Source organism: Candidatus Wallbacteria bacterium, assembly GCA_028687545.1.
In the GTDB taxonomy this organism is placed as follows: Bacteria; Muiribacteriota; JAQTZZ01; order JAQTZZ01; family JAQTZZ01; genus JAQTZZ01.
The window spans coordinates 14,613-40,871 of the sequence record JAQTZZ010000028.1; the positions used below are offsets into that span (position 1 = coordinate 14,613).

21 protein-coding genes are annotated in these 26,259 nt (G+C 50.1%); 9 read left to right on the forward strand and 12 right to left on the reverse strand.

Features of this window, described 5'->3' with window-relative positions; all coding sequences use genetic code 11:
• Nucleotides 1–50 precede the first annotated feature (50 nt).
• Genes PHW04_11905 through PHW04_11915 form a run of 3 tightly spaced genes read right to left on the reverse strand, consistent with a single transcriptional unit; the run spans nt 51 to nt 3,970 of the window.
• Nucleotides 51–2,396 carry a TIGR00282 family metallophosphoesterase gene (locus PHW04_11905; GenBank protein MDD2716585.1) on the reverse strand — a complete coding sequence of 782 codons (2,346 nt, stop codon included), beginning with the start codon at nt 2,394–2,396 and terminating at the stop codon, nt 51–53.
• Nucleotides 2,389–3,108 carry a methyltransferase gene (locus PHW04_11910; protein MDD2716586.1) on the reverse strand — a complete coding sequence of 240 codons (720 nt, stop codon included), beginning with the start codon at nt 3,106–3,108 and terminating at the stop codon, nt 2,389–2,391. Before PHW04_11910 ends, PHW04_11905 begins: the two co-directional genes overlap by 8 nt.
• On the reverse strand, nt 3,098–3,970 hold the full coding sequence (locus tag PHW04_11915; GenBank protein MDD2716587.1) for a DUF1385 domain-containing protein: 873 nt from the start codon (nt 3,968–3,970) through the stop codon (nt 3,098–3,100). The genes PHW04_11910 and PHW04_11915 overlap by 11 nt, the downstream gene beginning before the upstream one ends.
• Nucleotides 3,971–4,064: 94 nt before the next feature.
• Here PHW04_11915 and PHW04_11920 point away from each other — a divergent pair, with 94 nt between their 5' ends.
• On the forward strand, nt 4,065–6,629 hold the full coding sequence (locus PHW04_11920) for a hypothetical protein (protein MDD2716588.1): 2,565 nt from the start codon (nt 4,065–4,067) through the stop codon (nt 6,627–6,629).
• A gap of 51 nt (nt 6,630–6,680) precedes the next feature.
• On the opposite strand, the gene thyX is transcribed toward PHW04_11920, so the two are convergent.
• The 6 genes from thyX to queA form a co-directional block, all read right to left on the reverse strand.
• The gene (thyX, locus tag PHW04_11925; GenBank protein MDD2716589.1) at nt 6,681–7,352 is read right to left on the reverse strand and encodes an FAD-dependent thymidylate synthase; all 672 of its coding nucleotides are present in this window, start codon (nt 7,350–7,352) and stop codon (nt 6,681–6,683) included.
• Between the two features lie 3 nt (nt 7,353–7,355).
• On the reverse strand, nt 7,356–7,610 hold the full coding sequence (gene rpmE / locus PHW04_11930) for a 50S ribosomal protein L31 (protein ID MDD2716590.1): 255 nt from the start codon (nt 7,608–7,610) through the stop codon (nt 7,356–7,358).
• Between the two features lie 100 nt (nt 7,611–7,710).
• Nucleotides 7,711–8,097, reverse strand: a complete 387-nt coding sequence (locus tag PHW04_11935; protein ID MDD2716591.1) for a hypothetical protein — start codon at nt 8,095–8,097, stop codon at nt 7,711–7,713.
• A 1-nt stretch (nt 8,098) separates the two neighbouring features.
• Nucleotides 8,099–10,507, reverse strand: a complete 2,409-nt coding sequence (locus PHW04_11940; protein ID MDD2716592.1) for a HEAT repeat domain-containing protein — start codon at nt 10,505–10,507, stop codon at nt 8,099–8,101.
• A gap of 6 nt (nt 10,508–10,513) precedes the next feature.
• On the reverse strand, nt 10,514–11,443 hold the full coding sequence (locus PHW04_11945; GenBank protein ID MDD2716593.1) for a sigma-70 family RNA polymerase sigma factor: 930 nt from the start codon (nt 11,441–11,443) through the stop codon (nt 10,514–10,516).
• Nucleotides 11,444–11,520: 77 nt separating this feature from the next.
• On the reverse strand, nt 11,521–12,540 hold the full coding sequence (gene queA, locus PHW04_11950) for a tRNA preQ1(34) S-adenosylmethionine ribosyltransferase-isomerase QueA (protein MDD2716594.1): 1,020 nt from the start codon (nt 12,538–12,540) through the stop codon (nt 11,521–11,523).
• Nucleotides 12,541–12,675: 135 nt separating this feature from the next.
• Here queA and PHW04_11955 point away from each other — a divergent pair, with 135 nt between their 5' ends.
• The 5 genes from PHW04_11955 (at nt 12,676) to PHW04_11975 (ending at nt 18,463) form a co-directional block, all read left to right on the forward strand.
• A complete protein-coding gene (locus PHW04_11955) occupies nt 12,676–14,040 on the forward strand; it encodes a sigma-54 dependent transcriptional regulator (GenBank protein MDD2716595.1) in 1,365 nt (454 codons plus the stop codon).
• Nucleotides 14,041–14,541: 501 nt separating this feature from the next.
• On the forward strand, nt 14,542–16,245 hold the full coding sequence (locus tag PHW04_11960) for a Na+/H+ antiporter NhaC family protein (GenBank protein MDD2716596.1): 1,704 nt from the start codon (nt 14,542–14,544) through the stop codon (nt 16,243–16,245).
• 6 nt (nt 16,246–16,251) lie between these two features.
• Nucleotides 16,252–16,698, forward strand: coding sequence for a SoxR reducing system RseC family protein (locus tag PHW04_11965; GenBank protein ID MDD2716597.1), 447 nt, complete (start codon nt 16,252–16,254; stop codon nt 16,696–16,698).
• Nucleotides 16,679–17,395 (forward strand): type III pantothenate kinase, encoded by a 717-nt coding sequence (locus tag PHW04_11970; protein MDD2716598.1) that lies wholly within the window; start codon nt 16,679–16,681, stop codon nt 17,393–17,395. The genes PHW04_11965 and PHW04_11970 overlap by 20 nt, the downstream gene beginning before the upstream one ends.
• 108 nt (nt 17,396–17,503) lie before the next feature.
• On the forward strand, nt 17,504–18,463 hold the full coding sequence (locus tag PHW04_11975; protein MDD2716599.1) for a tRNA-dihydrouridine synthase: 960 nt from the start codon (nt 17,504–17,506) through the stop codon (nt 18,461–18,463).
• Between the two features lie 15 nt (nt 18,464–18,478).
• Here PHW04_11975 and PHW04_11980 read toward each other — a convergent pair whose 3' ends face one another.
• Together PHW04_11980 and PHW04_11985 are read right to left on the reverse strand one after the other, a co-directional pair.
• Nucleotides 18,479–18,886 (reverse strand): hypothetical protein, encoded by a 408-nt coding sequence (locus PHW04_11980; protein MDD2716600.1) that lies wholly within the window; start codon nt 18,884–18,886, stop codon nt 18,479–18,481.
• A gap of 119 nt (nt 18,887–19,005) precedes the next feature.
• On the reverse strand, nt 19,006–20,688 hold the full coding sequence (locus tag PHW04_11985) for an ABC-F family ATP-binding cassette domain-containing protein (protein MDD2716601.1): 1,683 nt from the start codon (nt 20,686–20,688) through the stop codon (nt 19,006–19,008).
• A gap of 115 nt (nt 20,689–20,803) precedes the next feature.
• Here PHW04_11985 and PHW04_11990 point away from each other — a divergent pair, with 115 nt between their 5' ends.
• Complete coding sequence (locus tag PHW04_11990; GenBank protein ID MDD2716602.1) at nt 20,804–21,238, forward strand: chromate resistance protein; 435 nt, start codon at nt 20,804–20,806, stop codon at nt 21,236–21,238.
• A gap of 26 nt (nt 21,239–21,264) precedes the next feature.
• Nucleotides 21,265–22,455 (forward strand): MFS transporter, encoded by a 1,191-nt coding sequence (locus PHW04_11995; protein MDD2716603.1) that lies wholly within the window; start codon nt 21,265–21,267, stop codon nt 22,453–22,455.
• A gap of 4 nt (nt 22,456–22,459) precedes the next feature.
• On the opposite strand, the gene PHW04_12000 is transcribed toward PHW04_11995, so the two are convergent.
• Nucleotides 22,460–24,586 (reverse strand): DUF3160 domain-containing protein, encoded by a 2,127-nt coding sequence (locus PHW04_12000; protein ID MDD2716604.1) that lies wholly within the window; start codon nt 24,584–24,586, stop codon nt 22,460–22,462.
• Nucleotides 24,587–24,807: 221 nt separating this feature from the next.
• Here PHW04_12000 and PHW04_12005 point away from each other — a divergent pair, with 221 nt between their 5' ends.
• Nucleotides 24,808–26,250, forward strand: coding sequence for a hypothetical protein (locus PHW04_12005; protein MDD2716605.1), 1,443 nt, complete (start codon nt 24,808–24,810; stop codon nt 26,248–26,250).
• Nucleotides 26,251–26,259: the final 9 nt, after the last annotated feature.

The window sequence follows — 26,259 nt, forward strand, 5'->3', positions numbered from 1 at the left end:
TCACCCGGTGAATTGAATGTAGGGACGCAGCATGCTGCGTCCCTACATTGTTAATAAATCTCTAATTCAAACAGCGGCGTGTTGCCCTTTTCGTCGAAGATCTTCTTGAAGGCCAACACCAGCTCAGGATCGAACTGGGCGCCGCTGCAGCGTTTCAATTCCTCGAAGGCCTTCTCGAACTGCATCCCGCGCCGGTACGATCGGTCTGAGGTCATGGCATCGAAAGCGTCAGCCACACTGATGATGCGGGCTCCGAGCGGAACATCCTTGCCCCGCAGTCCGTCAGGATAGCCCTTGCCGTCGAAGCGTTCGTGATGGTGCTTGACCATCGGGATCTTGTCGCGCAGGAATTCGACAGGAGCCAGTATCTGAGCTGAAATCACCGGGTGGTTTTTGATGATCTGATATTCCTCTTCAGTCAGCCGGCCGGGCTTGCAGAGGATGTTGTCGCGGATGCCGATCTTGCCGATGTCATGCAGCAGAGCCGCGAAGTTGATGTCTTCCACTTCATTCTTGGTCATGCCCAGTTCTTTGGCGATTTCCACGGAGTATTTGGCCACGCGTCTGGAATGGCCATGGGTGTAAGGATCCTTCGAGTCCATGGCATTGGCCAGCACCTGGATCGTGCTCTTATAGAGCCTCTGGATGCTCAGGTAGAGCTTGGCGTTGTCAATGGAGTTGACCGCCAGATTGGCGATGGCTTCCAGAAGTTCCACGTCATGTTCATTGAAAGTGGTTTCGCCTTTCTTGTTCAGGACTTCCAGCACTCCAGTGACCTGTTCTTTCATCTTGAGAGGTACTGCGATCACGGAACGGGTGACGAACTTGGTTTTGTCGTCTGCCTGTTTGAAGAAACGGTCGTCTTTGGAAGTGTCGGCGACAATGCAGGACTGCCCTGTTTCAGCGACCCAGCCCGCAATCCCCTGCCCAAATTTCAGCCTGATCTGCTTGATGGCCTCACCTTTCTCACCCTGCCCGATCTCGAAATAAAGCTCCCTGGCCTTTTCATCCACCAGGAGCACGGAGCAGGCCTCGGCGTCCATCACCTTGCTGCCCATGGCCATGATTCTGTCCAGCAGTCCGTCCTTACCGAACAATTCCAGGGTGGAACTGACCACTTTCCCGATCTCATACAGTGCTGAGCCTTCAGCCAGTTTCTGATGCAGCAGGATCAATTCCGTCAGTTGCTTGTATCTCCCTGAAAATCTTTTCATCAGCCCGTCCAGATTTTCCGGCAGAGAAAGGTCAGGGGCGATCACGAACCAGTTCGGCCCTTCACCGATCGGCAGATTCAGATAGATCCACTCGTTCTCCCGGAACTGGATGCGAGCCATTCCCCCCAGCTTCTGCATGTCCTCATGAGAGAAAAATGCTTTTACCTGCTGGAACTCGCCTTCCGAGAGATTGTATAAATATCTGACCACAAAGTCCTTCAGGAGTTTTTCCCATTCCACGATCCCTCCGCGGAATTCAGCGGAAAAGAAATTCCTGATGAACTGGAAAGTCTCCTTGGAAAGAGCTGTCAGCGACTCGCAGTTTTCCGTGAGCTGCAGGTAATTAAGCTCTTCAGCTGCAGTGATCCTTTTCGCCTCCCGCTCACAGAAAGACTTGATGGCTGCAGCATGTCCGGTTTCAGGATCGATCTCAAGATATACCCCGCAGATCGCGTTGTCTCCGGCAGCACCTGAGAATCGAACAGGCATCTGCGTAATATACTGAGAAATTACTTCCTCTTTTTTCACACCCACCACAGAATCCATCGGACCTGTCATGCCGCAGTCCGTAATATACGCTGTGCCATGTTCAAAAATCTGGGCGTCGCCGGTGAGAACATGGGTATGGGTGCCGATCACTGCCGAAACCTTGCCGTCGAGGAAAAAGCTGAAGGCCTTTTTTTCGATCCCTGATTCGGCATGAAAGTCCACGATAATGTTCTTGTAACCCTGTTCCCGCAGCTGATTCACTTTCTGTTCCACAATGGAAAAAGGGTCATCCAGCAATTCGAAGCTTTCCTTGCCGAAAATGTTGACTATTGATTCACGGCCGAGCGCGTTGATTACAGCTACTTTGTGCCCCCCGACCTCGGTCAGGAAAGCACCTTTTCCAGGCGTGCCGTCCGGATAATTGATCGGCCTGATCAGGCGGGGAGTTGCAATGATATAGTCCTTGATCTCGCGTTTCACCCAGGTGTGATTGCCCATCGTGATCACATGCACGCCTGCATTAAAGATGAATTCAGCATCTTTGGGATATAAGCCAAGACCCTTGGAAGCATTCTCGCCGTTGGCGATGATGAAGTCGGGATTATACTCCCTGCGCAACCTTGGCAGAATGGTCAAGAGTGTCGCAAGGCCGGCATCATCATCAATATCGCCTAAAAACAAAACCTTAAGCATCAGCACCTTCCGGGTAATAAGCTGCTATTTCCTCAGTATAAACGCTTTTTTCCTGGTAAACAAATAATGGTGGCCTGACCGTCAATCCAGCTCCGCCGTTTTTGATGCTCTCCATCAGCAGTCTCCCGGCCGGCAATCCGGCCCGTGGATGAATGAAACGGACCTGCTTTGGCTCCAGGGAGTGTTCGCGCAAAGTTTCCATAATCTGCGCCAGTCGTTCCGTTTTGTGGATGAACACGAATCTGCCCCGATTTTTCATCAATTTCCCGGCAGCCATGCAGAAATCTCCGAAGCTGCCAAAACGCTCCACTCTGGAGACGCGTTTATTTTCAGCTGCAGGAGCAGGGGCACCGGATTCGGCCTGGAATGGTGGATTTGCCAGCACCAGATCGAATTTCCCGTTAAATTCCGGCGGCAGCTCCCGGAAATCCATCCCTAAGATGGAAATCTCCCCCGAGAGATCGTTCAATTCAATTGTCTTCCTAAGATATTTCAAGGCAAGCTTATCCCTTTCCACTCCGGTTAATTTCAGACCTCTGCGGCGGAGGTAGACAAGGAGCAGCACTCCTCCGGTACCGGAACCGAGTTCAAGTACGGACATCCCGGGTCTCAGGGCCGGAAAATTGGCGAGCAGTACACTGTCCTCGTTCAGGCAGAAAACTTCCCTGCCCTGAACTATCCGCATGTTTCCGGCCAGTCTGTCAATTCTCACGTTCTAGCAGCCCCTTCAGGGCAATGATCGCCACTTCCATCTGCCGGTCGTCCGGCTCCCTGGTGGTCAGCCTCTGGAAAAGAGTACCCAGATTCAGGATCCAGTTGCCTGGATCGAACAGGCGGTTGAAAATCTGCAGCAATTCATAGCTTGCTGCCCCAAGTATAGGCAGGAAAAAGATCCGCATCAGGATTCTCTGCCAGATCCCTGAAGTCGGGATCAGGGAAAACACCACAGTGGTCACGACGATGAAGAAAAGGATGAAGCTCGTCCCGCAGCGGGGATGCGTGCGTTTGCAGCCCCTGACGTTTGCGAGATTCAGTTCCATTCCGGATTCATAAGCGTTGATCACCTTGTGTTCGGCTCCGTGGTAAGCGAGCAATCGTCCCACGTCGGGAATCTTTGTGATCAGGCAGAGATAGGAAACGAACATCAGAAGCCGCACAATTCCTTCGATCAGGTTGAAATAAAATGGAGAAAGGCTGAATACATATTTCTCAGCGCAGTCTGCTACTCCGAAAGGTATCAGAATGAAGATAGTCAATCCCATCACAATCGCCGCGATCAGGGAAAATCCCAATTCGGCGTTATTGACCTTCATTTCTTTGCTTCCGCTCTGAATCACTGCTGACATACCCAGTGATTTCACCCCCAGCCAGAGTGACTGACAGAGGAGATAAATTCCCCTCAAAAATGGGATGTGATCCAGTTTGTGTCTAGAAAACCAGCCCTGTTCAAACTTCTCGTAAAGAGTGAAAACTTCATTCCCCTGCTCCCGGACCGCGATCGAGTATGAGTCCCTGTCGCGGAGCATGATGCCTTCGATGACTGCCTGGCCGCCAAGCCTTCTAATCTTTTCCATTTAAGCTCCATCGATAAATTTTTTCCAGAAAAGTCATGTGCTCCTATCGGATAAATTTCCAGTTTGTGTTAAAATACAAAATTCAGGAGGTTCTATGTACCGGCATCCCCGCCTTGGTCTATCCATGCTGATCGTGATTTTAGCGATTCTGACTTTGCTCGCCCTGACAGGACTCAGCATTGACTTAGGGGATGTCTGGCTTGCCAGATCCAGATTGAACCTGGCAGCAGGAAAGGCGGCACTGGCCGCAGCAACAGTGATGGGGAAAACAGCTGAAGTGTCGGTCCCGGAAGCGGCTATGGCGGAATTCCGAAAAAACAACCTGGAGCCCGAACATGGACTTTCAGTGAGCATTTCTAAGGGCAGCGACAATGTTTTTATAAACGCGAATCTGCTCCTCCCGCATAGAATCGGCAGCCTGCTGGGCATACCCCCGCTAAACCTGTCGGCCAAGTCTCTAGCTGAGTTTACAGCTGTCGGAGAGGCGCGGCTGATCAGGGAAAATTCATACCGCCTGCTGCCCTTCGGCATCCCTAACGGACTGGTTACAGTCGGCTATGATTCTGAGGAAACGCTCTACATAGACGGAAAACCGGCCAGCAGCTGGGTTGAAGATCCTGCCTTCAGATTCAAACCCGGACATGAGTATCTGCTTAAAATTGGCGAGGGAGCTCCTGTAGAGCCGGAGGGGAGCAAGTTACTGATCCCCATGGATGGGGCTCTGGACGTTAATCCGCAGGATTTCAGCGACCCTGTCTGTCCCGAACTCGGCAGCCACATGCAGCCTGAACCTCTGCTCGCATACGGATTCGTCAGCTGGTGCCTGGAACGGGGTTATCAGGTGGAATGGCTCATCGATTACAATGGCGGCTCTTTCCTCGTGGACTATCATGCTGAAATCGCTGCCGCCATGAGCCAGACCGGAGTCAGCTATAAACAGGTAGCCAAAATTCTCCTCTCTTCCAAAGCAGATTCACAGCTGCACGAATTCCTCGCCACACACAACAACAGCGAAGGCCGTCCTTACAGCATCATAGCCCTGAAAAAAAGTCTCAAAGCCGGCATTTTCATGCACAGCCAATACAAACAGGCGGACCTGATGCCCTGGGGTGTGAAAAAGCAGGTCCCGGAATATCCCTATGGTTTCCAGATCGGTTCCAGGTATCAATTGAAATATGGAGGTGCCACCCCGGAAATCGGCTGCGGCTGCTGGTGCGGACTGTCAATTTCCGGAAGTCCCGCCGCCTGCAGGGAAAATGTACAGAACGGAAATTCCACTCTTGAAGCCACCTGCCTCGCAGGAATTACAGCCACAACGGAGCTGGAACTTCAGAGTCCGGTAATGCTCGGTCTGGAACACAGGCTCCGGAATGGCAGGACCTTTTTCCGCATCCCTGTGCTCTCAACCTGCGAGGTCAAGTCCAGGAAAAAAACTTCAGTGCTGGGATTTCTGAACTTCAACTTGACGGCAGTAGATGTGAAGAAGGGTGTCATCAGCGGGACATTTCTATCGAAAATCCCCTGGGATAAACTGGACTGCTCCAGACTGGAAAACACTAAAGAAATCGTGGCCGCAAAGCTGCTGTCCAGCATAGGGATTCCCTTTGTCTGGCTGCACGATCGGGATGTTCTCTCCGGCAGTCTTCCCGAATCATGGATTTTCGTCAATCCGGGAGAATTCAGCGATACCCGTGTGGCGGCAGCACTTGCCAGGTGGGATTCGAACGGGCATCAGCTTTTTCTGATGGGTGCGGCCGGCCCCAGTCTGGATTATGCGCTTTGTGAATTCAACCGGGAAAACGGCACCGGAATCGTACCACCGGTTTTCTTTAAGACCAGCGATACCAGCCAGATATATGCAGGAAACGATACGGCCGGGACCTGCGAAATCCGTCCCAGGGACTGTGTTGAAAACCAGAATCACGTGCTTACGCTCGGGCCGGTGGTTTCCAGAAGGCCAGCAGCTTTTTCCGTTTCAAGTCTTCTGTTCTCTCAGGAGATCTTTGCGAGAGACAATCCAGGCACTGGATACAGAGAAGGAATTTCTGCTTCCCGCGGATTGAACCTGGCCGAACTTGCCACCAGACGCTACAGCCTGGATTCCGGTCCGGGGGGGCTGGTCACAATCTGCGGAGGCCTGGACTTTCAGGATGTTCCAGCAGCCCGGATTCTTCTGAACGATCTTTTTTCCGCAGCAATGGCCGGCTCTCAAAAAAATCCCGGCCGCACAAATTTCGGAGCTCTTGCTCCATTTTCGGAAAAAGAAATGAAAGCCCGCGGATATGCCGACAACATCAAAATGGGCTGCAAGCGCCTTCCTTATCCAGTAGCACAGGTTGGATTACTATCAGGGAATCATGCCCTGGAGACATGTTCAGGAATCGCTTATCTTACGAAAACGAATGAAAACTGGAAGAACCCTGTCCGGGACAGCTCCAGAATCGTGCTGGTCCCAGTGGTCAAAACCGATATCCCCGGCGGGCCATCTTGTATTTACACCATGCCGGAAGGCAGTGTAAAGATCAAAGCCATCGCTAAATTCTGGCTGCTCAATGTAACTGAGATGCTGCCTGCGGAACTAGACAATTCCCTCGGTCCTGTCCAAAACGGACAAGTGAGGGGGGTGTTCATGGGGTATTTCATTCCACCTGTAGACTAACCCGGGGGGATCGAACAGTAGGGGTGCAGGGTCCTGCGCCCTTACAAAGAATCAGCGCTTGATTTTCTTGTATAAAGGGCAATCTTCAGCCTCTTCCCTGCAGTAATTGTATGAAATGCAGGTTGGGCCGGCTTTTTCGAAAATATGGGGAGCTTCTTTTTTGACCAGCACCAGCATCCTGGCAGCCAGATCCCTGATTTCCTGCTGAGCCCGGCTGCAAAGCCTGAGATTAAAGAAATGCAGGAGTTCTCTGGCGTTCATGGTGATGATAATCTTGGTGGTACATGCATTCGGGAGCACATAACGGGCGTCTTCCGCAGGAATGCCTGATTTGGCCATCTCCTCATATGCGGCTGCCATGTCATCCATCAGCTTTCTGTATCTGGAAAGCGCAGCTTTATTTTTCAGAATCGTATCTGGTATGTAATAATCGAAGGGTTCGTGGAATCTCACATAGCGCTGACTCTGCTGCGAAAATGAAGCCAGCCTGTGCCTTACGAGCTGATGGCTGCAGGCCCGGGAAATTCCCTCCACTCCGAAGGAGAAAGAGGCATGTTCAAGCGTGGAATGATGTCCGAGCCTGAACATTTTCCCCACGATTCTGGCCTTGCTTCCTGAAACATCGAGTTCATCGATGCCACTTTCCGAATAGCATAAACGCGCCGCCTTGGCGATGATGTCTTCCGAGGCAGGCGTGTAAGCCAGCAGTCTTACTTTCAGCATTGATTACTTTTTAGGAGCGGCAGTCTTCTTGGACTCTTCGGTTTTCTTGGGCTCTTCAATCTTCTTGGCAGCGCGGCGCTGGAATTTCTCTACACGCCCAGCGGTGTCCACGAATTTCTGGACTCCGGTGAAGAACGGATGGCAGGCTGAGCAGATTTCCACCTTCAGTTCCGTGGCGGTGGAGCCTGTCTCGAAGCTGTTGCCGCAGGCACAGGTGGCCTTGATTATGTGATATTCTGGGTGAATCCCGGTTTTCATGGCATCTCCTTGTAAACTGAATTTTGTGAAATGTTAATGATAAAAATCATATTTGTCAAGGGGTTTTCAACTGGGACGGGTCACCAGCGCTGGAACCTGCTCATAAGTCGTCCCTGAAAATCTTTTTATAAAGGATCTCAGGATCAATTCCGCGCCTGGCAAGGTCACGTTCATCCATGTGACGCTTCAGCACAGTTTTATACAACAAAAGCCTGAAGCAAGGCTTGAGCCCACGGTTCTTCACCAGTTCCTCCATCCATTTCCGCTCGGAAGCTGAAAGTCCACAGCGGTCTTCCAGGCAGCGCCTGAGATTGTTGTCCAGTTTCAGGATTTTGAGGTAGGTCAGATAGGTGGCAAGGCACCAGAACACGAAATAACCCATCACCAGAGCCAGTATGAACGTCACACACTGGGTGATAAAGGGGCCCAGATCATTTCCGAAAGATCTGTGCATGCTGCCGAAAAATTCCGCCACTCCTGAATCCATGTCATTTCTCCAGTAATTCACGTGCTGCTTCACGGACACGGGGTTCACTGTCGCGAGTCAGGCTCTGGATTTCCGGGATGAATTGATCCCTGATCCCCAGTTTCCCGATCGTGAGCAGAAGATTGAACTTCACTATCGGCGAAGTGCTCACGAAATACTGCTTCATGAATATATAAGGCCCTTTGAAGCTGATTTCGCGGATAGCGTAAAGGGCGCTCGCCACATGCCTGTCATCCTTGTGATCAAGCAGAGCCTTGAGAGTACCCCAGATGTTTTTATATTGAAGGCGCCAGAGTGCCACTATCACATTTGCCCGGACACGGTTATTACTGTCATCCAGGAATGGGACGAGCAGTGCGATTACCTCGTCCTTGCGGTCGAATTTTTCCAGGCTCTGTACTACATTGGCGCGCACCCTGTCATTGGGATCGTTCAACAGCTTCAAGAGTACCCTGTAAGAAGTTCTGTCGCCGGATTTCCCCAGGGCCTGGGCGATCAAAGCCCTGATCCGTTTGTCAGGATCGACTGCAGCGTCGTGGAGAAGAGGCAGGATCGCCGGATCGTCCCTGTCCGTATAAGTGACCAGAATCTGAGCTGCCTGGAATCGGACCTCTGGATTCAGATCTTTCAATTTCACTCTCAGGTTGTCCAGCATTTTCTTGCCCAGCCTGTCAGGGTTCTTGACCGGAATTTCTTTTGCTTCCTCAGGGATCTTGACGGTTTCCACAAGTTCCTTTTTTTCCGTCACGTAGAGCAGGGTGGCAACCTTTTCCTTAAGCCTGGGAGAGAAAGGCTTGAGATCGAGATTCTTCTGCAGCACCAGAAATGCTGAGTCTGTACCGATCTTGCCCAGCACTTCAATTGCCTTCTCCTGAACCGTTTCATCAGGATCGTCGAAAGCTTCTTCCAGTATACTCAGAGTTTCTGGAAACCCGGCATAGCAAAGCATCGTTGATACCGCCACTTGCCTGACCTTAACCGAAGGGTCCACAAGCTTTTCGCTCAGTATTTTCAGGTTTTCCCGCTTCGGGAAATTTTTCAGGAGAAAACAAGCCCAGTAGCGCAGGTCTTCCTTTTCATCCCTGCAGTATATCTGGTATTTCGGGGTCATTCCGAGATCCTCCGCCGTCTTCAGGGCTGCGGGACGCACTTCCGGATCATCGAGAGCTATCACTTTGATCACGAAAGGCAGATAATCCTGTTCCCCAATGTTTTTGATGATTTTAAGCATAGAGAGCAATGTTTTCTGATTGCCTGAGGTAACGGTTCTCTGAATGATCGGCAGCATCACTGTAGGCGAAGTATTCTTGAACAGCCCTTCAAGGTATATCTTGTCCGTGTTGCTTGTATCGTGGTAGAAATCCATCACTCCGGTCAAACCCTCGGCTTTAAATTTCAGCAGCATGGCCAGAGTTCCATGCCGGATCTGCTGATTTTCAGACTTCAGCAGACGCTCAATCTCATGTTTGTGTTTCCTGAGATTTCCGTGCTCCCAGTTGAGTTTTTCTTTTTCCAGATGGTAATTCACCAGGTTTTCCAGGGCTGGGAAAAAAACTTTCCCTTCACCGGAATCCGAACTCAGAACTGAATCAACGAGCAGTGGAAGGCAGGATAGATCGACGATTCCGGAAAGAGCAGTGGAGATTTTTTTGAAGATTTCCCGCCGGCCCTTGAAAGATCTGAGAAATTCCAGATAGAAGCGAGGCCGTTCTCTGGAAAATCCCTTCAGGAATCCGGCCAGTTCCTCAAGAAGATCAGGCGGTAGATCGTCGATAATCCGGTTGATCAGATCAAGTATAGTCTGGGGGTTGAATCTGCCGAGGAACTTGAACCACTTGAGTTTGACCTCGTGCTTATGTTCAGTTCGGAAAAAATCGAGGAAAGTCTCTGCAGCTTTGGCCGACCCTGTAGATGAAAGCAGTGAAAGTCCACGTTCCCTTATATCGGGTGAAGGATGCCTGAGAAAAATTAAAATTTCAGTCAGAAAATCGTTGTTTTCAAGATAATAATCAGTGATCTCACCCTTTACAGGCGGCAAAGTCCGCATCCTGGTGATCCTTTTCAGGACCAGATTCCGCTTAGAATCATTAGTGAGAGACTTGTAAAGATGGCAGAGAAAAAGGCTGGTTTCATAATCATCCCATCTGACGATCCGGGGCAGAACCTTTTCAAATTCCTCTGGGTTGATTTTCTGGAGTGGTTTGGAGATATTCTGAAAAAAAATATCCCTCGGGATTTTTTCTGAAATCTCGTTGAAAATGCGAGCAAAACTCTCGTCTTCAGACAATGATTCCAGCAGCCCGTATATCGAAGCCTCAGCGCCGCCTTCCCCGAAAATCAGGGCTACAGCTTTTCCGTCCGCCGCATCAGTGGAATTCAGCAATTCCTGGAGTTTATTAACATCATTCATGAAGAATCATTTGATTTCAAAATCAGTGAGCTTTTCACGGTGAGACAATCGCCGCAGTTTCTTCAGAGCCTTGTCCTCGATCTGCCTCACACGTTCCCTGGTGACAAGCAGCTTTTTGCCTATTTCTTCGAGAGTCAATGGCTCACCGTCATCCAGCCCGAAACGCCAGATGATCACACTGCGCTCTTTGGGAGACAATACTTTCAGAGCCTTCTCTATCTGCTGCTTGAGCATCCTGTCGAAGACTTCCTCTTCAGGAGTGATCATGCCGGATTCCACGAAATCACCCAGCAGGTTGCCTTCATCGTCGCCCACTGGAACATCAAGAGACACAGGCTCATTCATCAGGCTGATCAATTCCCGGACTTTGGTAGGAGTGCAGTTGAGCTCCAGAGCCAGTTCCTCCATCGAAGGCTTATGTCCCAGCTCCTGAAGCATCTGTTCCTGAACTTTGCGCAGCTGCGAAATCTGGTCCACTACATGATTCGGGATCCGGATCAGCTTGAACTTTTCAAAAAGGGCTCTGGTAATAGCCTGTTTGATCCACCAGGTGGCATAGGTTGAGAATTTGTAACCCAGCCGGTATTCGAATTTTTCGACTGACTTTATCAGCCCGAGATTTCCTTCCTGGATCAAATCCAGAAAAAGGATCCCACGATTACTGAATTTCTTGGCGATGCTTACAACCAGCCGGAGATTTGCCTGGATCAGCTTGCGTTTGGCAACCTGGTCTGCTTCATCCCTGTATCTCCTGGCAAGTTCCCGTTCTTCCTCGGGAGTCAGCAGGCTCTGCTTGTCAAGAAATTTGAGATAATGCTTGATGGCGTCTTCGACATCACTTTTCTGCTCACGTGGGGTTAGATTTTTATCCGGTTTTTCCGTGCCCTTCGCCAATGTACCCCGCTCCTCTCGACTTGCCAGTCTTATCCAGATCAATATTATAACATATGCAAAACTATCTTTTACTATTTCATCGGCAGGATCGGGTTAATCATTAAAGAAGGAGCATAATCTTAAATCACCAGCATTGCATCGCCAAAACTGAAAAAACGGTAATTGGCCCTAAGGGCCTCCTGATAGCATTTAAAGACCAGTTCCCGTCCTGTCAGGGCTGAAACCAGCATCAAAAGAGTGCTCCTGGGCAGATGGAAGTTTGTGATCAGCCCATCGATCACGCGGAACTTGTAGCCAGGATAAATAAAAATGCCGGTAGAGGACTCCCCTGCCCTGATCAGACCGCCGGACTCTGCGCTTTCCAGGGCTCTGCAGGAAGTCGTGCCGCAGGCGATCACCCTGTGTTTCCGCGCCCTGGCCAGATTGATCCGTTCCGCGGCTGCGGAAGTGATTTCAAATTTCTCTTCATGGATTCGATGGTCTCTGATGCATTCGGCGCTGACTTCCCTGAAAGTGCCGATTCCCACGTGCAGAGTGATCTTGATAATCTCTACTCCAGAAGCGGCAAGTGTTGAGAGCAGCTCCGGGGTGAAATGAAGCCCCGCAGTGGGAGCAGCCACAGCCCCTTCATTCGCTGCGAAAACCGTCTGGTATCTTTCGGGGTCTACTGTCTGATTCCTGATGTATGGAGGAAGCGGAACCCTGCCGTGGCTTAAAATATTCTTCCTGTCACTGTCGAGTATCTGAATCAGGCGCATCCCATCTGGCAATTCGCTCAAAATCCTGATCCCCAGACCGTCCGCATTGACAATCTGCCCGCTTTTGAGCCTCCTGGAAGGCTTGACCAGGGCTTCCCAGACCTGCCCTTCCTGATTTGAACTGAGATATGACAAAAGGAAAATCTCGGCGTTCCCGCCGCTGGCCTTTTTTCCGAGAATTCTGGCAGGCAGTACCCTGGTATCGTTCACTACCACTATGTCTCCAGGGGAAAGATATTCCCCGATTTCAATAAATCTGCGGTGTGAAATCCTTCCGGCTGCCCGTTCATACACCAGGAGCCGGGAATGGTCCCGTGGGCTCACAGGTTCCTGGGCGATGAATTCCTCTGGGAGTGCATAATCAAAATCACTCGTGCGCAACATGGAAAGAGTATAACACAGTCACATTGAACAGTGAGCAGTGAATGGTGATTGGTGAATAAAGCAAATTCAAATTCCCATCCTGTTCACTGCTCACTATTCACTATTCACTATTCACTATGTTAGAATATTGCCATGAAAATCCTTGTGATAGACGATGAGCCTGAGATCGGCTATACCATCCAGCGTGTACTGAAAAAACTGGAGCATCATGTTGAAGCCCTGAAAGACTTCTCTCTGGTGACTGAAAGTCAGGATTACTGGAAGAATTTCGACCTGATTTTTTTGGACATCAATATGCCCAAATGCAACGGCCTGGATATACTGCAGCGTATCAAAGGCAATTCCCCGGAAACGCTGGTCGTGATCATGACCGCGTATGGATCAGAGGAAATCGCAGTGCGCGCCATGAAAGAAGGAGCAGACGATTATCTGAAAAAGCCCTTTGCCATTGAAAAGCTCCGCCAGATCTGCAAGGATTTATCCGCTCGATCCGGCGTCCACCCGGATCCGGCTGAATACGCAAGTCTTTTTCCTGAAATCATCACCCAGAGCCCAGCCATGGAAGCTCTGATGCGCTTGATGCAGAAAATCAAGGACATCGACGTCACAGTGTTGATCACCGGAGAATCAGGCACAGGCAAGGAACTGATCGCCAGATCTCTTCACTGCGCTGGAAAGTATGCGAAAGAACCGTTCATACCTTTGAACTGCAGCGCCATCCCGGAGAACCTGGTCGAATCTGAATTGTTCGGATTCGAAAAGGGAAGCTTCACTGGTGCCTACTCGACCCAGCAGGGTAAGTTTGAACTCGCAGGCGAAGGCACGATTTTTCTCGACGAGATCGGTGAGCTTCCGCTTGCTCTGCAGGTCAAACTTCTCAGAGTGCTGCAGGAAAAAAATTTTCTGCGCATTGGCGGCGCCGAATTGATTCCTGTCAAATGCAGGGTGATTACCGCCACTCATCAGGACCTCGAAGCTGAGGTAAAAAAAGGCAGTTTCAGGGAAGATCTCTTTTACAGGCTGAACGTGGTCAAGATAAACCTTCCACCACTCAGGGACAGACGCGAAGACATCCCTCACCTGGCCAGGCATTTCCTGGCTGAATTCAATCATAAATATTCTCTTTCCTGGAATGATTTCTCTCAGGATGCTCTGGATTTTCTTTGTGTCTACACGTTTCCCGGCAATATCCGCGAATTAAAAAACATCATTGAGCGGATCATGGTGACTGGAGAAGGAGCTACTGTCAGCCTGAAACATCTCAAGACTATCTATCATTTCTCAGATGAATTGATCAGTCCCGAAGAATTTTCCAGCAAGGACTACCAGACCATGAAAAAAGAGCTGATCATTAAATTCGACCGCGAATATTTCCAGCGCCTGCTCACTTTCTGTCAGGGAAACATTTCCAAAGCCGCCCGCCTCTCAGGAATGCAACGAAAAAGCATTTATGAAAAAATCAAGGAACTCGACCTTGGAGTGGCGGTAAAACCTTAGAACCCATTTCATGAGTTCTAGCAGTCTCCAACCGGGTATTTATTTCCCAATAGAGTCGAATCAGGGATTTTAATTTCTCCTCGCGACGGTCGATTTTTATAAAAAAATCTGATTGAATTTGTTTAACAGTCTCTATATCTGTTGCCCTGGAATGGAATCATCCAGATCTTTATTTATTGGCATCAATATTGCTCAAATCTAATTAAAATTAAGTAGGCAACCAGGCAATACTAATCATTGTTTGGCTGCGGAGATGATGGCTGGGGTTTTTCACCTGCCTTTTTCGCTCCAGCATAATGTTTCCGCGGTCCAAAGGCCAGCATGGTTGCCACTTTTTTTTAGAAGCTGTTAAGCCGAACGAAGTGAGGCTTTACAGCTTCTTAACCCCCGGAGCAAAAGCCAGAGCTTTTGCGAAGTGGGGTTCCAACCCGAATCACCCCAACTATCTTTTCCCTGCTGGATTATCCTGGCTGTTTGTTTTATAATTTCTACGGAGGCCTCATGACCAGAAAATTCTATCTCCTGCTTTTCAGTGTGGTGATAGTATTGGCTCTCTTTCTGCTCACCCGCGACGAAATCGCCTTTGCAGTTTTAGGCCCCTTGCTCCCACCGCTGGTAGCGATCGGAACTGCCTTGATCACTTCCAGGGTGATCCTTTCTCTTTTCGCAGGCGTATGGTGTGGAGTATTCCTGAAAACTTTCGCACTCCCAAATCCTGAAACACTTACCCTCAACATCGATAAATATCCTGGTTTTATCCAGTCAGCCTTCAGATCACTTTTTTCCATATGCGACACATACCTGATCAATGCACTCACGGATTCTGAACATGCCTGCATCCTGGTTTTCACAATCGCAATTGCCGGGATGGCCGGAGTAATCATCCGCACAGGCGGTCTTGGGATCACTGAAAAATTAAAAAACCTCGCCAATTCCAGATCTTCCTGCCAGCTTTATACCTGGATGCTTGGATTGGCTATATTTTTCGACGACTATGCCAGCTCTCTGCTTGTGGGATACATCATCAAACCCCTTTCGGACAAATTCAGGATCTCCAGGGAAAAGCTCTCCTTTCTCGTAGATTCCATGTCTTCCCCTGTTACTTCGATCTGCCTGGTGACTACCTGGCTCGGATATCAGGTTTCACTGATCACCGATTCTTTCCACGAAACAGGCATCGAGCTTGATCCATATACTTCTTTCATTTCTTCGACCCCGTTTGCATTCTACCCATTGCTGACCGTCTTCTTTGTCTTCCTGATCGCTGTGAGCGGGAGAGATTTCGGTCCGATGTACCTGGCTGAAAAAAGAGCCGTAAGTACAGGACAGCTCTATGAACGTACTTCCCGCCCTCTCTCTGCTGATCTGGAAGAAATGCCATCCGATCCCGGCATCCATTCGAACTGGCTTAACTTTGCGCTGCCGGTTCTGGTGCTGCTGCTCTCAACCGTATTCGGACTGTATCTGAACGGGTACGGTGCCCTTCCTTCAGGAGCCCATCTTTTGAAGCGCAGTTCACTGCAGTGGATCATCAGCAACGGCAGTCCGCTGATCGTTCTGATCTGGTCTTCAGTCCTTGCTTCGCTCAGTTCCATCCTGCTCGCCCTTTATCAGAATCAACTCCCTTATACAGAGATTGCGGACGCCTGGCTCAAGGGTGCCAAATCAATGGCTTCCACAGTTTTAATCCTGCTGCTGTCCTGGTCCCTCTGCGAAATCTGCGGGGAACTTCACACCAGCAGATATCTGGCCCAATATGGTGCAATTTATCTGCTGCCTGCCATTTTCCCGTTCTTCACCTTTGTTCTGGCCTGCCTGATCTCTTTTGCCACAGGCACTTCGTGGGGCACCATGGCGATCCTGTACCCGCTTGCGATCCCGCTTGCCCACAGAATTTCCCTGGGAGAACCTGTCTATCTTTCCGTGATCCACGGCACTATCGGCGCCGTGATCGCCGGATCAGTCTTCGGTGATCACGCTTCCCCGGTTTCAGATACTACGATCCTGTCCTCTGCATCCAGCGGATGCGACCTGATGGATCATGTCAGAACCCAGCTTCCTTATGCATTCGTGGTGGCAGCTGTCTCTGGAATCATCGGATTTCTGGGAACAGGCCTGGGAATTTCTCCCTGGATCCTTCTGATCACAGGCATGTTGACTCTCACAGGCATCATTTTTCATTTCGGCCTGAAAACATCGGATTAAGAAAATATGCAGATCCTCGCCAAAATCATTGCGGTCACTCCTGGAAGCCTTAAAGTTTCTATAATCCGGGAAAGCGAAGGCTGCGGGACTTGCGGAAAATGCGGGAGATTCCGGTTGCTGCCGCTTGACGAGAAAACCGAATTTCCGTTGCCTCAGCCTGATTTTGCCTGCAGCGAAAACGAGACCCTGATTCTTCAGATGCCTGAGGCTGTTTTCTATCTGGCGCTGTTCCTGGCTTTTATCGTTCCAATCCTGATCCTGATCGGCTCCACGGCATCCGCCTGCCTATTCCTGAGCGAAATCCTTTCAGTTGGCATCGGATTATTCTGCACTTCGCTCTACCTCGTCTTTTTTCTTAAACTGGCTGAAAAATTTTACAGGAATGCTTTCAAGATCATTGGTAAATTCAAGCCTGACTGCCCGGAGAAGGAAAATGAAAACCATCCTGGTTGATATTGGAAACACCTGCATCAAGGGCTGCGAAACCGACGGCAGGCATCTGCTGAGAAGTTTTTCCTGCCAAACCAAAGATGTCTCGAAATCCAGCTTTTTCACTGAGTTTGAGCCTGAGCTCTGCCTGGTCTGCTCTGTAGTGCCGGAAGCTCTGGAAAAGCTCAGGGAAATCGGCCCGAAAATCAGGATCCTCGCTGTAGGTCAGGAACTGAAGCCTGAAATCAAAAGCGCTTATGACCTGACCCAACTTGGCGCTGACCGTCTGCTTAACATCTGGACGGCGGGTAAAATATACACGCCTCCACTGCTGGTAGTTTCAGCCGGGACAGCCCTGACAGTTGATTATATCAATCCCGACGGCTTTCACGAGGGTGGGTTGATCTGTTCAGGAATCAGGAGCGGGCTGCGCAGTCTGTCCGAAAACACTGCAGCGCTGTTTGAAACCGGATTGCACAAACCAGATTCGCTCTGGGCTTTGAACACGGCAGACGCATTGAACAACGGTTTCTGCAATCAAGCTATTTTTTTCATTAAAAAAATTCCGGAACAGCTTCCAGGACGAACCAAAACAATCATCACAGGTGGTGATTCCTCTCTGATCGACATCCAGGAGTCAGTGATTTTCCCGGAACTGGCCCTGCAGGGGCTATTGATGCTGTTGATGGAGCTGTCACAAGAACACACGATTTCCGTTTGAAGTTGGTATGTTTGTATGTTGGTATGTTAGTATGTAGAAAATATTAGGAAATCCGGTGTCTCTTCCCCAACCTGCCAACATACTAACCTACTAACATAATAACATCTGATGAACCTGCCGTTTGCTGAAAATACGATTCCCCTGATCCTCGCGCCTATGGCCGGGTATACGGATTACCCGTTCCGCAGCATCTGCTATGAATTCGGAGCAGACTACTCTTTCACGGAAATGGTCTCTGCCAATGCCATGTTCCACAGAAACAGGGGCTGCCTGACGCTTTACCATACTGATCCCGGGGAAAAAAAACGCCTCTCAGTTCAGATTTTCGGCGGCAGTCTGCCTCAGCTTGAATCTACCGCTGAATTTCTGAATGATCTCGGTACATTCAGCGGAATCGACCTCAATCTGGGTTGCTCGGTTCCCAAAGTACTGAGATCCGAAGCAGGCTGCTTCCTGATGCAGTTCCCTGAGCGGCTGAAAAAAATTTTCACTTCCCTGAGGCCAAGAATCAAAGGCTTTTTTTCCTGCAAGCTGCGGCTAGGATATACCATTACGAGTAAAAATTACCTGGAAATCGCCAAACTGGCCCAGGACTGCGGCCTGAACTTTGTCACTCTGCACTCCCGCACCCGCTGCCAGGGTTTTGCCGGAGAAATAGACTATCAGGCTTTAGCAGAAATGGTGAAAAACCTTGAAATCCCGGTGATCGGAAATGGAAATGTCAGGGATGGAACATCTCTCGGCCGCATGCTGGAAACCGGTGTTTCAGGCGTGATGATCGGCAGAGCCGCAGTCGGAAATCCCTTTATCTTCAAGAAGCTGAAACTGTTTCAGAATGGATCTGAATTTTCCCCTGCCATCACGGATCTGCGTGCAGTATTCCAGAGGCACGGCAGGCTGATCCTGGATTTTTACGGCGAAAAGCAGGGCGTGAAAGTGATGAGAAAGACCATGATCGCCTATCTTAAAGGTATGCCTGGGATCAGAGAATTCAGGGGACGCCTGGCTTCAGTGGAGTCTGAATCCGATTTCAACAGTATCTGCGACGAGCTGGAAGGGGTAATCTGATCAGATTTGTCACTTTCATTTCTTCATTTTCCAGCGCGGCATGATCCCTGACAGTCCTTGATCAGACGCTCCATCGAATTCCCCTTTTCTTCTCATCAGCCCGGCGATGAGGCCGATCAGGGCACCGATCAGCGGGAAAAAAAGATACGCCCAGATGGATTTGATTCCTGAAAGGATCGAGAACAGCGGGCTCATGATGAAACCGCCGAAAAGGCCGCACAGCAAACCTGCGATGGAGCCGGTCGTCCAGCCCCCGATAATGGTCAGTGTGAGCATGCCGCCCCAGAAGAAGGAAAACAGCACCACCTGCTGGATGGGTATTTCTTTCACGAATGACAGGGCAAAGGAAAGTAGAGCCGAGAAGAGCGTTCCTCCGACCAGTCCGTAAAACAGTAATTTTGAGTCGCCTCTGTAAACAGGCATAAAGCCGGATTTTATCAGGATTGAAAGGTTATGTCAATCTGCCGGGACTTTGACGCTGAATCCGGGAAAACTTGCTGAATAGACAGGCAGAATTTTCCTTTGTACGGGTGAACAGCTGTTCATCCCTGCCTGCGTTTTTTTTCCCTGCCTTTTACGTCCTTCTCCCTTGCTTCTTCTTCTGCCAGCTTTCTTTTCCTCTCCCGATGAGCCAGATATTCCTCGTAATTGCCTGTATAGGAAGTTACTTCTCCGTCCTGGATGTAAACGATCTTGTTGGCAAGCTGGTCTATGAAATAGCGGTCATGGGAGACGAAGATGATTGTGCCTTCGAAATAACGCAAAGCATCCAGCAGCACGTCTTTCGAATAGATGTCCAGATGATTGGTGGGTTCGTCCAGAACCAGCAGATTGGATTTGCGTAAAAGCAATCTGGCCAGAGCGAGCCTCGAACGTTCACCGCCTGACAGCACTTCAACTTTTTTGTAGATATCATCGTCGTGGAATAAAAATGCTCCCAGAATGTCCCTCAGTAGCGGGATCTGCTCATTGGCTGCGTTGCAGCTCATTTCTTCGATCACAGTGCGCTGATGATTCAGCACTTCAGACGGTTCCTGGGCGTAATAGTCAAGCTGCACATTATGGCCTTGTACTGCTTCACCCATGTCCTGCGGCAGCCTGCCGGCAATAATCTTGATCAGGGTGGTTTTTCCCGACCCGTTTTTGCCTAGTACTGCCACGCGGTCTCCGCGTTCCACCTCGAATTCAGCTCCCATGAATACGACCTTTTCGCCGAACTGCTTGGCCAGATCCTGCACCTTGAGCACTTTGAGCCCTGAATTTTGAGCCTTTGGAAAACGGAAGCGGATTTTCTTTCTCTTGGGTGGGATTTTCACAACTTCCATCTTTTCCACCATCTTGATGCGGGACTGCACTGCAGATGCTTTGGAAGCCTTGGCTCTGAAACGGTCAATGAAGCGCTCGGCTTTTTCCTTGGCCTGCTCATATTCTTCGGCCTGCCTGTGCAGGGAATCAATGTATTCCTCCCTCGCCGTCTCGAACTGGGTGTAATTGCCTGTATAGACCTTCATCTCGCTGTTGTAGAGCTCTGCTACCCGCTTGACCAGTGCGTCCAGAAAATAGCGGTCGTGTGACACCAGCATCACTGCTCCGGGGTAGCCACGGATGAATTCCAGCAGCCAGTTGGACGACTCAATGTCCAGATGATTGGTGGGTTCATCCAGGAGCAGAAGATCAGGTTTTTCGATCAGGATTCTGGCCAGCATGATCCGCATCTGCCAGCCTCCCGAAAAATGCACACATTTCTTTTCCAGATCCTGTTCCGTGAATCCCAGCCCGAAGAGCACAATCCTCACTCTGGAGTCCAGTTCGTAATAACCCTCGTGCTTCATTTCTTCGGTCAGTTGAGAGTATTTGCTGGTGACTTTTTCATATTCAAGGGAATCATATTCCACTTCGCCCATCAGGAGTTCAAGTTCAGTCAGTTTAGCGGCTTTTTCGTAAAGCAGGCTGAAGGCTTTGCGCGCCTCGTCGAAGAGCGTGATTTCCGGATTGTAGCTGAACGGAAGGAACTGAGGCAGATATCCGGTACGGATATTGCCTGCCCGGTTGATGGTCCCTGCGTCATCATCTTCCAGCCCGCAGAGTATTTTCATCAACGTAGTCTTGCCTGACCCGTTTTCACCGACCAGGGCGATTCTGTCGCGCTGCCTGATGTGCAGGTCAAGGTTCTCGAACAGAAGTTTCGGGCCATAGCGCTTTTTCAGACCATTGATGTGCACCATGCGGGCAATATAGCATCATGAGGTCTGCGGGTCAAGAAGGGTGCAACATTCAAAAATCGAATTTAACAAACCTGAAATCTGATATAATTTTCAGATCAACTTCCGGAGGTGGATTGTGAAATGGGTAACCCGCGCGCATGTGCAGATAGATAGAGTGGCCTGTCCCTGGCTGATCAAGCGCTTCATCGACTCAGAGGCGGAATTCACATTTGTCGCCAAAGACCTTGTTTTAAAACAGGCTGCAAAAGATAACGCAATTCCATTCGACATACAGGATGTCGAACTCGGGCATCACGGTAAATCATGCAGCTTTGTGGCAATCATGGAAAAATACAACCTCAAGGACCGTGCACTTCTGAAGCTGGCAGAGGTTGTGAATGCAGCCGACACAGGCATGCAGTCATCCAATCCTTACGCGCCAGGGCTGGACGCCATAGCCCGCGGTTTCTCGCTGTTGCATCCCGACGATTTCGATAATCTGGAAGCCCAGTTCATGGTCTATGACGCGCTTTACACATTTTTCAGGCTGGGAGATGTCAAAGTCGAATAGGGTCCCGCAGAAGAATCAGGAGTAGAATGGCGGAAGAAAGAAAAGAACCTTTTTCAGCCTTAAACCCCAGCATTCTCGGCATGGTGCTGATGGTGGTCCTGGTCGGCATGGGCGAGCGCATGGCGGAACGCTTCCTGCCGCTGTATCTGATGGCTCTCGGCGGCAGCAGCTATTCCATCGGTTTTTTAAATGCCATGACCAACCTCTTGAATGCACTCTATTCTTTTCCGGGTGGATGGCTTTCGGATAAACTCGGATACAAGCGGGCTCTGACCGTTTTCACCCTGCTTTCCATGTGCGGATACCTGATCGTGATCTTTGTGCCCTGCTGGCAGGCAGTGCTGGTCGGGGCACTGTTCTTCATTTCCTGGTCCGCGATTTCACTGCCGGCAGTGATGAGCCTCGTCTCAAAAGCAGTCCCTAAAAACAAGCGCACTCTGGGCGTTACGATCCATTCCCTGGTCAGGCGCTTCCCGATGGCGTTCGGCCCGGTCTGCGGAGGCCTGATGATCAAGTATTACGGGACAGTCCAGGGAGTAAGATTCGCGTTCGCTGCAGCTTTCATCCTGGCCGGGATCTCTCTTTTCGTGCAGGACCGTTTCATAAAGGAAAAAAAGCCTGACGACACCTCTCTCCATCTTCGGGATTCCATCAAATTCATCCGCGGCGATCTCGCCAATCTCCTGATCTCAGACATACTCATCCGCTTCGCTGAGCAGATACCATACGCTTTCGTAGTGATCTGGTGCGTAAAAAACATGGGGGTCACTGAGCCGCAGTTCGGTTATCTGACTGCCATCGAAATGGCGACAGCAGTATTGATCTACCTGCCTGTGGCATATTTTGCGGACCGCTTCGGCAAAAAGCCGTTCGTGGTGATCACCTTTGGATTCTTTACCATCTTCCCGCTCGCCATCTATTATTCACACAGCTTCGAACTGATGATTCTGGCTTTCGTCATCAGGGGACTGAAGGAATTCGGTGAACCGACCAGGAAAGCGCTGATCATGGACCTGGCTCCTGATCATGCGAAAGCAGCCACGTTCGGCACTTACTACCTGATCCGCGACGTGATAGTCTCCATCGCAGCCCTCGCAAGCGCACCGCTCTGGAACATCTCGCCTGAAGCCAATTTTTTCACTGCTTTCGGCTGCGGTCTGATCGGAATGATCTATTTCGCCATCTTCGGGAAAGATGTATCAGTCGAAAAGAAGTAAAACCTTATTTTGCCGTGAATCCGGAGACCCAGGCCGGCGGCTCAGGTCTGGAGCTTTCCTTGCCCATCTGCTGCCAGAGTTCGTCGGTCAGCCTGTTTTCCATCTTCCACTTGAACTCGTAGCTGGAATAGACCGCTCCCCGGCAGAGGCGGTATCCCTTGCCGTCGCTCACGATCACGAAAAGACTGGAGGGCGAGCCAAGGCCTTCTTCCAGAACCTGTTTTGTATTCGGGTCAGTATGGACATCAGCGGCGATCTCCATCCTGGAGTCGGTTTCAGAGGTGATCAGATCAAGCAGCTCTTTCGGGAAATCGCGCAGCGCTTTGAGTCTGGCACCGATATCCGCGATCAGGTCGTATTCCGACTCTTCCAGGTCTTTAGCCTGGAGTTCCTTTTCCGAAATAACCTTCAGGCTGTTCAAGAGAGAAACGAATTCCCCGATTTTCCCGGATAAGCCGTCTGAATTGATCTTCAGGGTATCCAGATTGGAGCTCAAATCCTTGAGCATCTCAGCGATTCTCCCGTAGACCTCAGGATATGGCTCAACATAACCATAGGCTTTCTCAGGTTCCTTTGGCGACATTCCCCTTCCCAGCATGGTATAACTCTGCTTGGCATACAGGATGGTGTCATGCCGCAGTTCGGTCCAGGAACCCAGGAAAGCCTGCAATTCCTTCTGCTTCCAGGCATCCGACTGCATGAACCTTGGCACGTTTGTCTTCCACTCTTCGGTTAAAAGCGGCAGCAGGGAATATATCCAGCGCCAGTAAAGATTCTGCTTCCAGTCTGTCTCTTTTTTCGAGATCCACATCTCCTGCTGCAGATTCTTGAGAAGTACGTCATAATCCGAATACTCAGTGTCACCTTCGGCGGTAAGAATCTTTTGAGCCTGTCTGGAGCCATAGACAGCCGCCACATCGAGGCCGCGGGGGAAGGCCCTGGCCGGTCCGATATTCGGGATGTCCTCCATGGTGAATGGCTTGCCCTTGCCGGTGTACTTGAGGAACAGCTTATCCTTCTGATTGTGGAAAACCAGCTGCTGGAACATGTAGGAGTCTGGGATGAAACGCTGTCCCATCAGTCTGAAGCCTTTGGCGGATGCCGAAAAATCCCCGTCCTCGACAAAGGAAGCTCCTGACAGGATTTTCGGAGAGCCAAGCTTCAGGGCTTCTTCGATGAACAGGGGTAATTTTGTTTTATCGGAAAATCTGTCCACAGTGCCGGCATCGGTGAAAATTTTTCTGGAAACAGCCAGATAGTCGTCCACGTTCAGGTCGTCGGTTTTACCCACGAAATAGACTGTCGGCTCGTAAACTGACTTCCAGAGTCCGTAGGCCTCGGAGTTTTTCAACGCTTCAGTGATCAGGAGGGCCTGCAGCGTCATTTTCTCGCCGCAGGCTTTACCTGCGCCCTCTTTCTGAGGTCTGAGCTTGAAATCGATCCGGCCGAACCACATCAGGGCCTGGAAATACTGCTGGAATTTCTCGTTCCTGGTGTAATGCCCGCGCGGCACATACTGGCTGTAATCCTCGTAAGCGTATGGTGTGGAAATCAGGCTCGGCTTGTCGACATAGCGCAGAAGGTCTCTGGATTCGAGTCCCTTGTGAGCTGCCATCTTTGAAAGCTCACTGTCTGCGAGCTTGTCTGCCTCGGTGCCGGTCCGGTAGGCAGGATCGAAGCAGCGCCTGGCCACTGAAAAATAGCCGAGATTCAGAAGTGCGGCTTCCTTGACCTCAGGGTCTTTCGCCTGTTCCAGCTGAGCCCTGGTAAGTTCCAGCAGCTTGTCTGTGAGCTCTGCCGCCAGTCCGGAAAGCCTTGTCATTTCCAGGATCCTCAGCGAATAATCAAAAAAGATGTGCGCTGAATTCAGCAGGGCGTCACTGCTGACAAAAACTGCCCCTCCCCGCTTCTTGATATCTTCATATACCTTGTACATCTCTTCTTTCGAACCTGGCTGCACGGCAAAACCATTCCGGGACAGGATTGCCTTCAGGTCGTCGGAAATCTGGATGTTTTCAAACCCTGCCAGACCTTCCAGTGGAAAGCCGGTGGATTTTGCTTCTTCAGTCGCAGACACGATCCCGGGTACGAACAGCAGCATACCTGCCAAAATGGTCATGAAATACCTCATTTTCCCCTCCACAATCAGACAGCTTCTTTCTGGAACCAGTTCTACTCATCTTACCTCAAATTCGGGAATTCCGCACCTTGACTTTATCCCCGGTCAAAGCAATATGTATTAGGGCAATGTAAATGCATTCTGTATCTCGCTTGTTCAAGCAATGAGGTTGGTAGGTTAGTAAGTTTGTAAGTTGATATGCAAGAAAAGAATTTCCCCAGGTTGCTGGAATAATGGACAGAAACTTTATGACATTAGCATTGATAGTGACTTTATTATTGTCCGCCGCTTTCTCAAAGTCCGATGCCGCGGATAAAGTCTTCAGGATGAATTTTGCGGCTTCAGCAGAAAAATTCCGCGACAGTCAAAGCATCGAGAAAAAAATTGTGCTGCCCGGCTGCCTCAGGAATCAAGGATACAAACTTCGGAAATATCAATTGTTCCCGTCAGGTAATGTCACTATCTTATCCTCAGAAATCAGCGAAACAGAGATTAAATTTTCCTTCAGGATCAGTAAAAAATTCATGGAGAGCGCTCTGGGACATGTCACGGCTGTGGTTTACTCCCATTCGGATGCTCCGGTCGAGATCCCGCATCCCGAAGCCACCACCCCTCCGGATATAGTCGACAAAAACTTCGCTGCAGGCTGGCTTAAACCTGGAGAAGCCTATAACTTCGAAGTCCTGCCTGGCAGACTTTTGAAAAGTGTTTTCGTCCGCTGGACTGATGCAGGGGGAGATTCCAGGGGTGCACTGGAAATCGACGGTCAGAAATTCGGGCAGAAGGAGATCGGCAGTAATTACAACGGTGTGGTTGCCCGCTTTCCTGTCAAACGTGCCTTTTCCACCAATCGTGAAAAACTGGGCAGAGTAGTGATCGCACAGGACAGGGCGAAAATTTATGCCGTTGAAACTGTTTACGAAGACTATCTGGAAAAAAGTCCGGCCGGATCAGAAGCTGAACCGGTAAAAATCGAACCGGTCAGAGTACCAGATGGCAGTTTAACCCCCCTGATCATCCCCGGATATCCTGTAGCTGCGGAAACTGCTGCATTCGACGATTATCCAGTCCCCTCACAGCTCTATTCCGACAATATTCAGGAAATGCTCAGCCATCCCGGCGCCAGATACCTGGATTGCCAGGAATATGTAATTCCGTCGGAACTGGCCAAAAAAACCGGCATCAGCGAACCGAATTTTTCGATGCCGCAAATGATCGGCGGGCAGAATCTGATGACAGTGATGGATGATCTCTCCACTGAAGCTGAACCAGGCTCGTATCTTCCAGTTCCTGGCGGAAGCGATCTCTATCCAGCTCAGACAGTAGTTTTTTCAGCAGGCTCTACTACCGGTAATTCGCCCACAGTCAATCTTTACCCCCGCAGTACCAGCGCAGTTCCCTCAACTCAGACTTCGGATTCCTCAATTTCAAGCCCAGGTTCGGATAATGAAACCACCCCTCCAGGCGAAGAGGAGGATCCGGCAAAACAGAAAATCATCGGAGAAATGCCGCCGCCTCCCCTGCTTCTCAATCCGGCAGGAATGAAAATGATGAATTTCCAGGGCCATGAAATTCCGACAGTGAATTCGGAAAACGGGGTTCTGCAGAACAAAATCGTGGAACCGACAACTCCGAAGTCAGTGCAGGGATTCGTGACTTCTGCTGATGGACTGTAACATTGAATA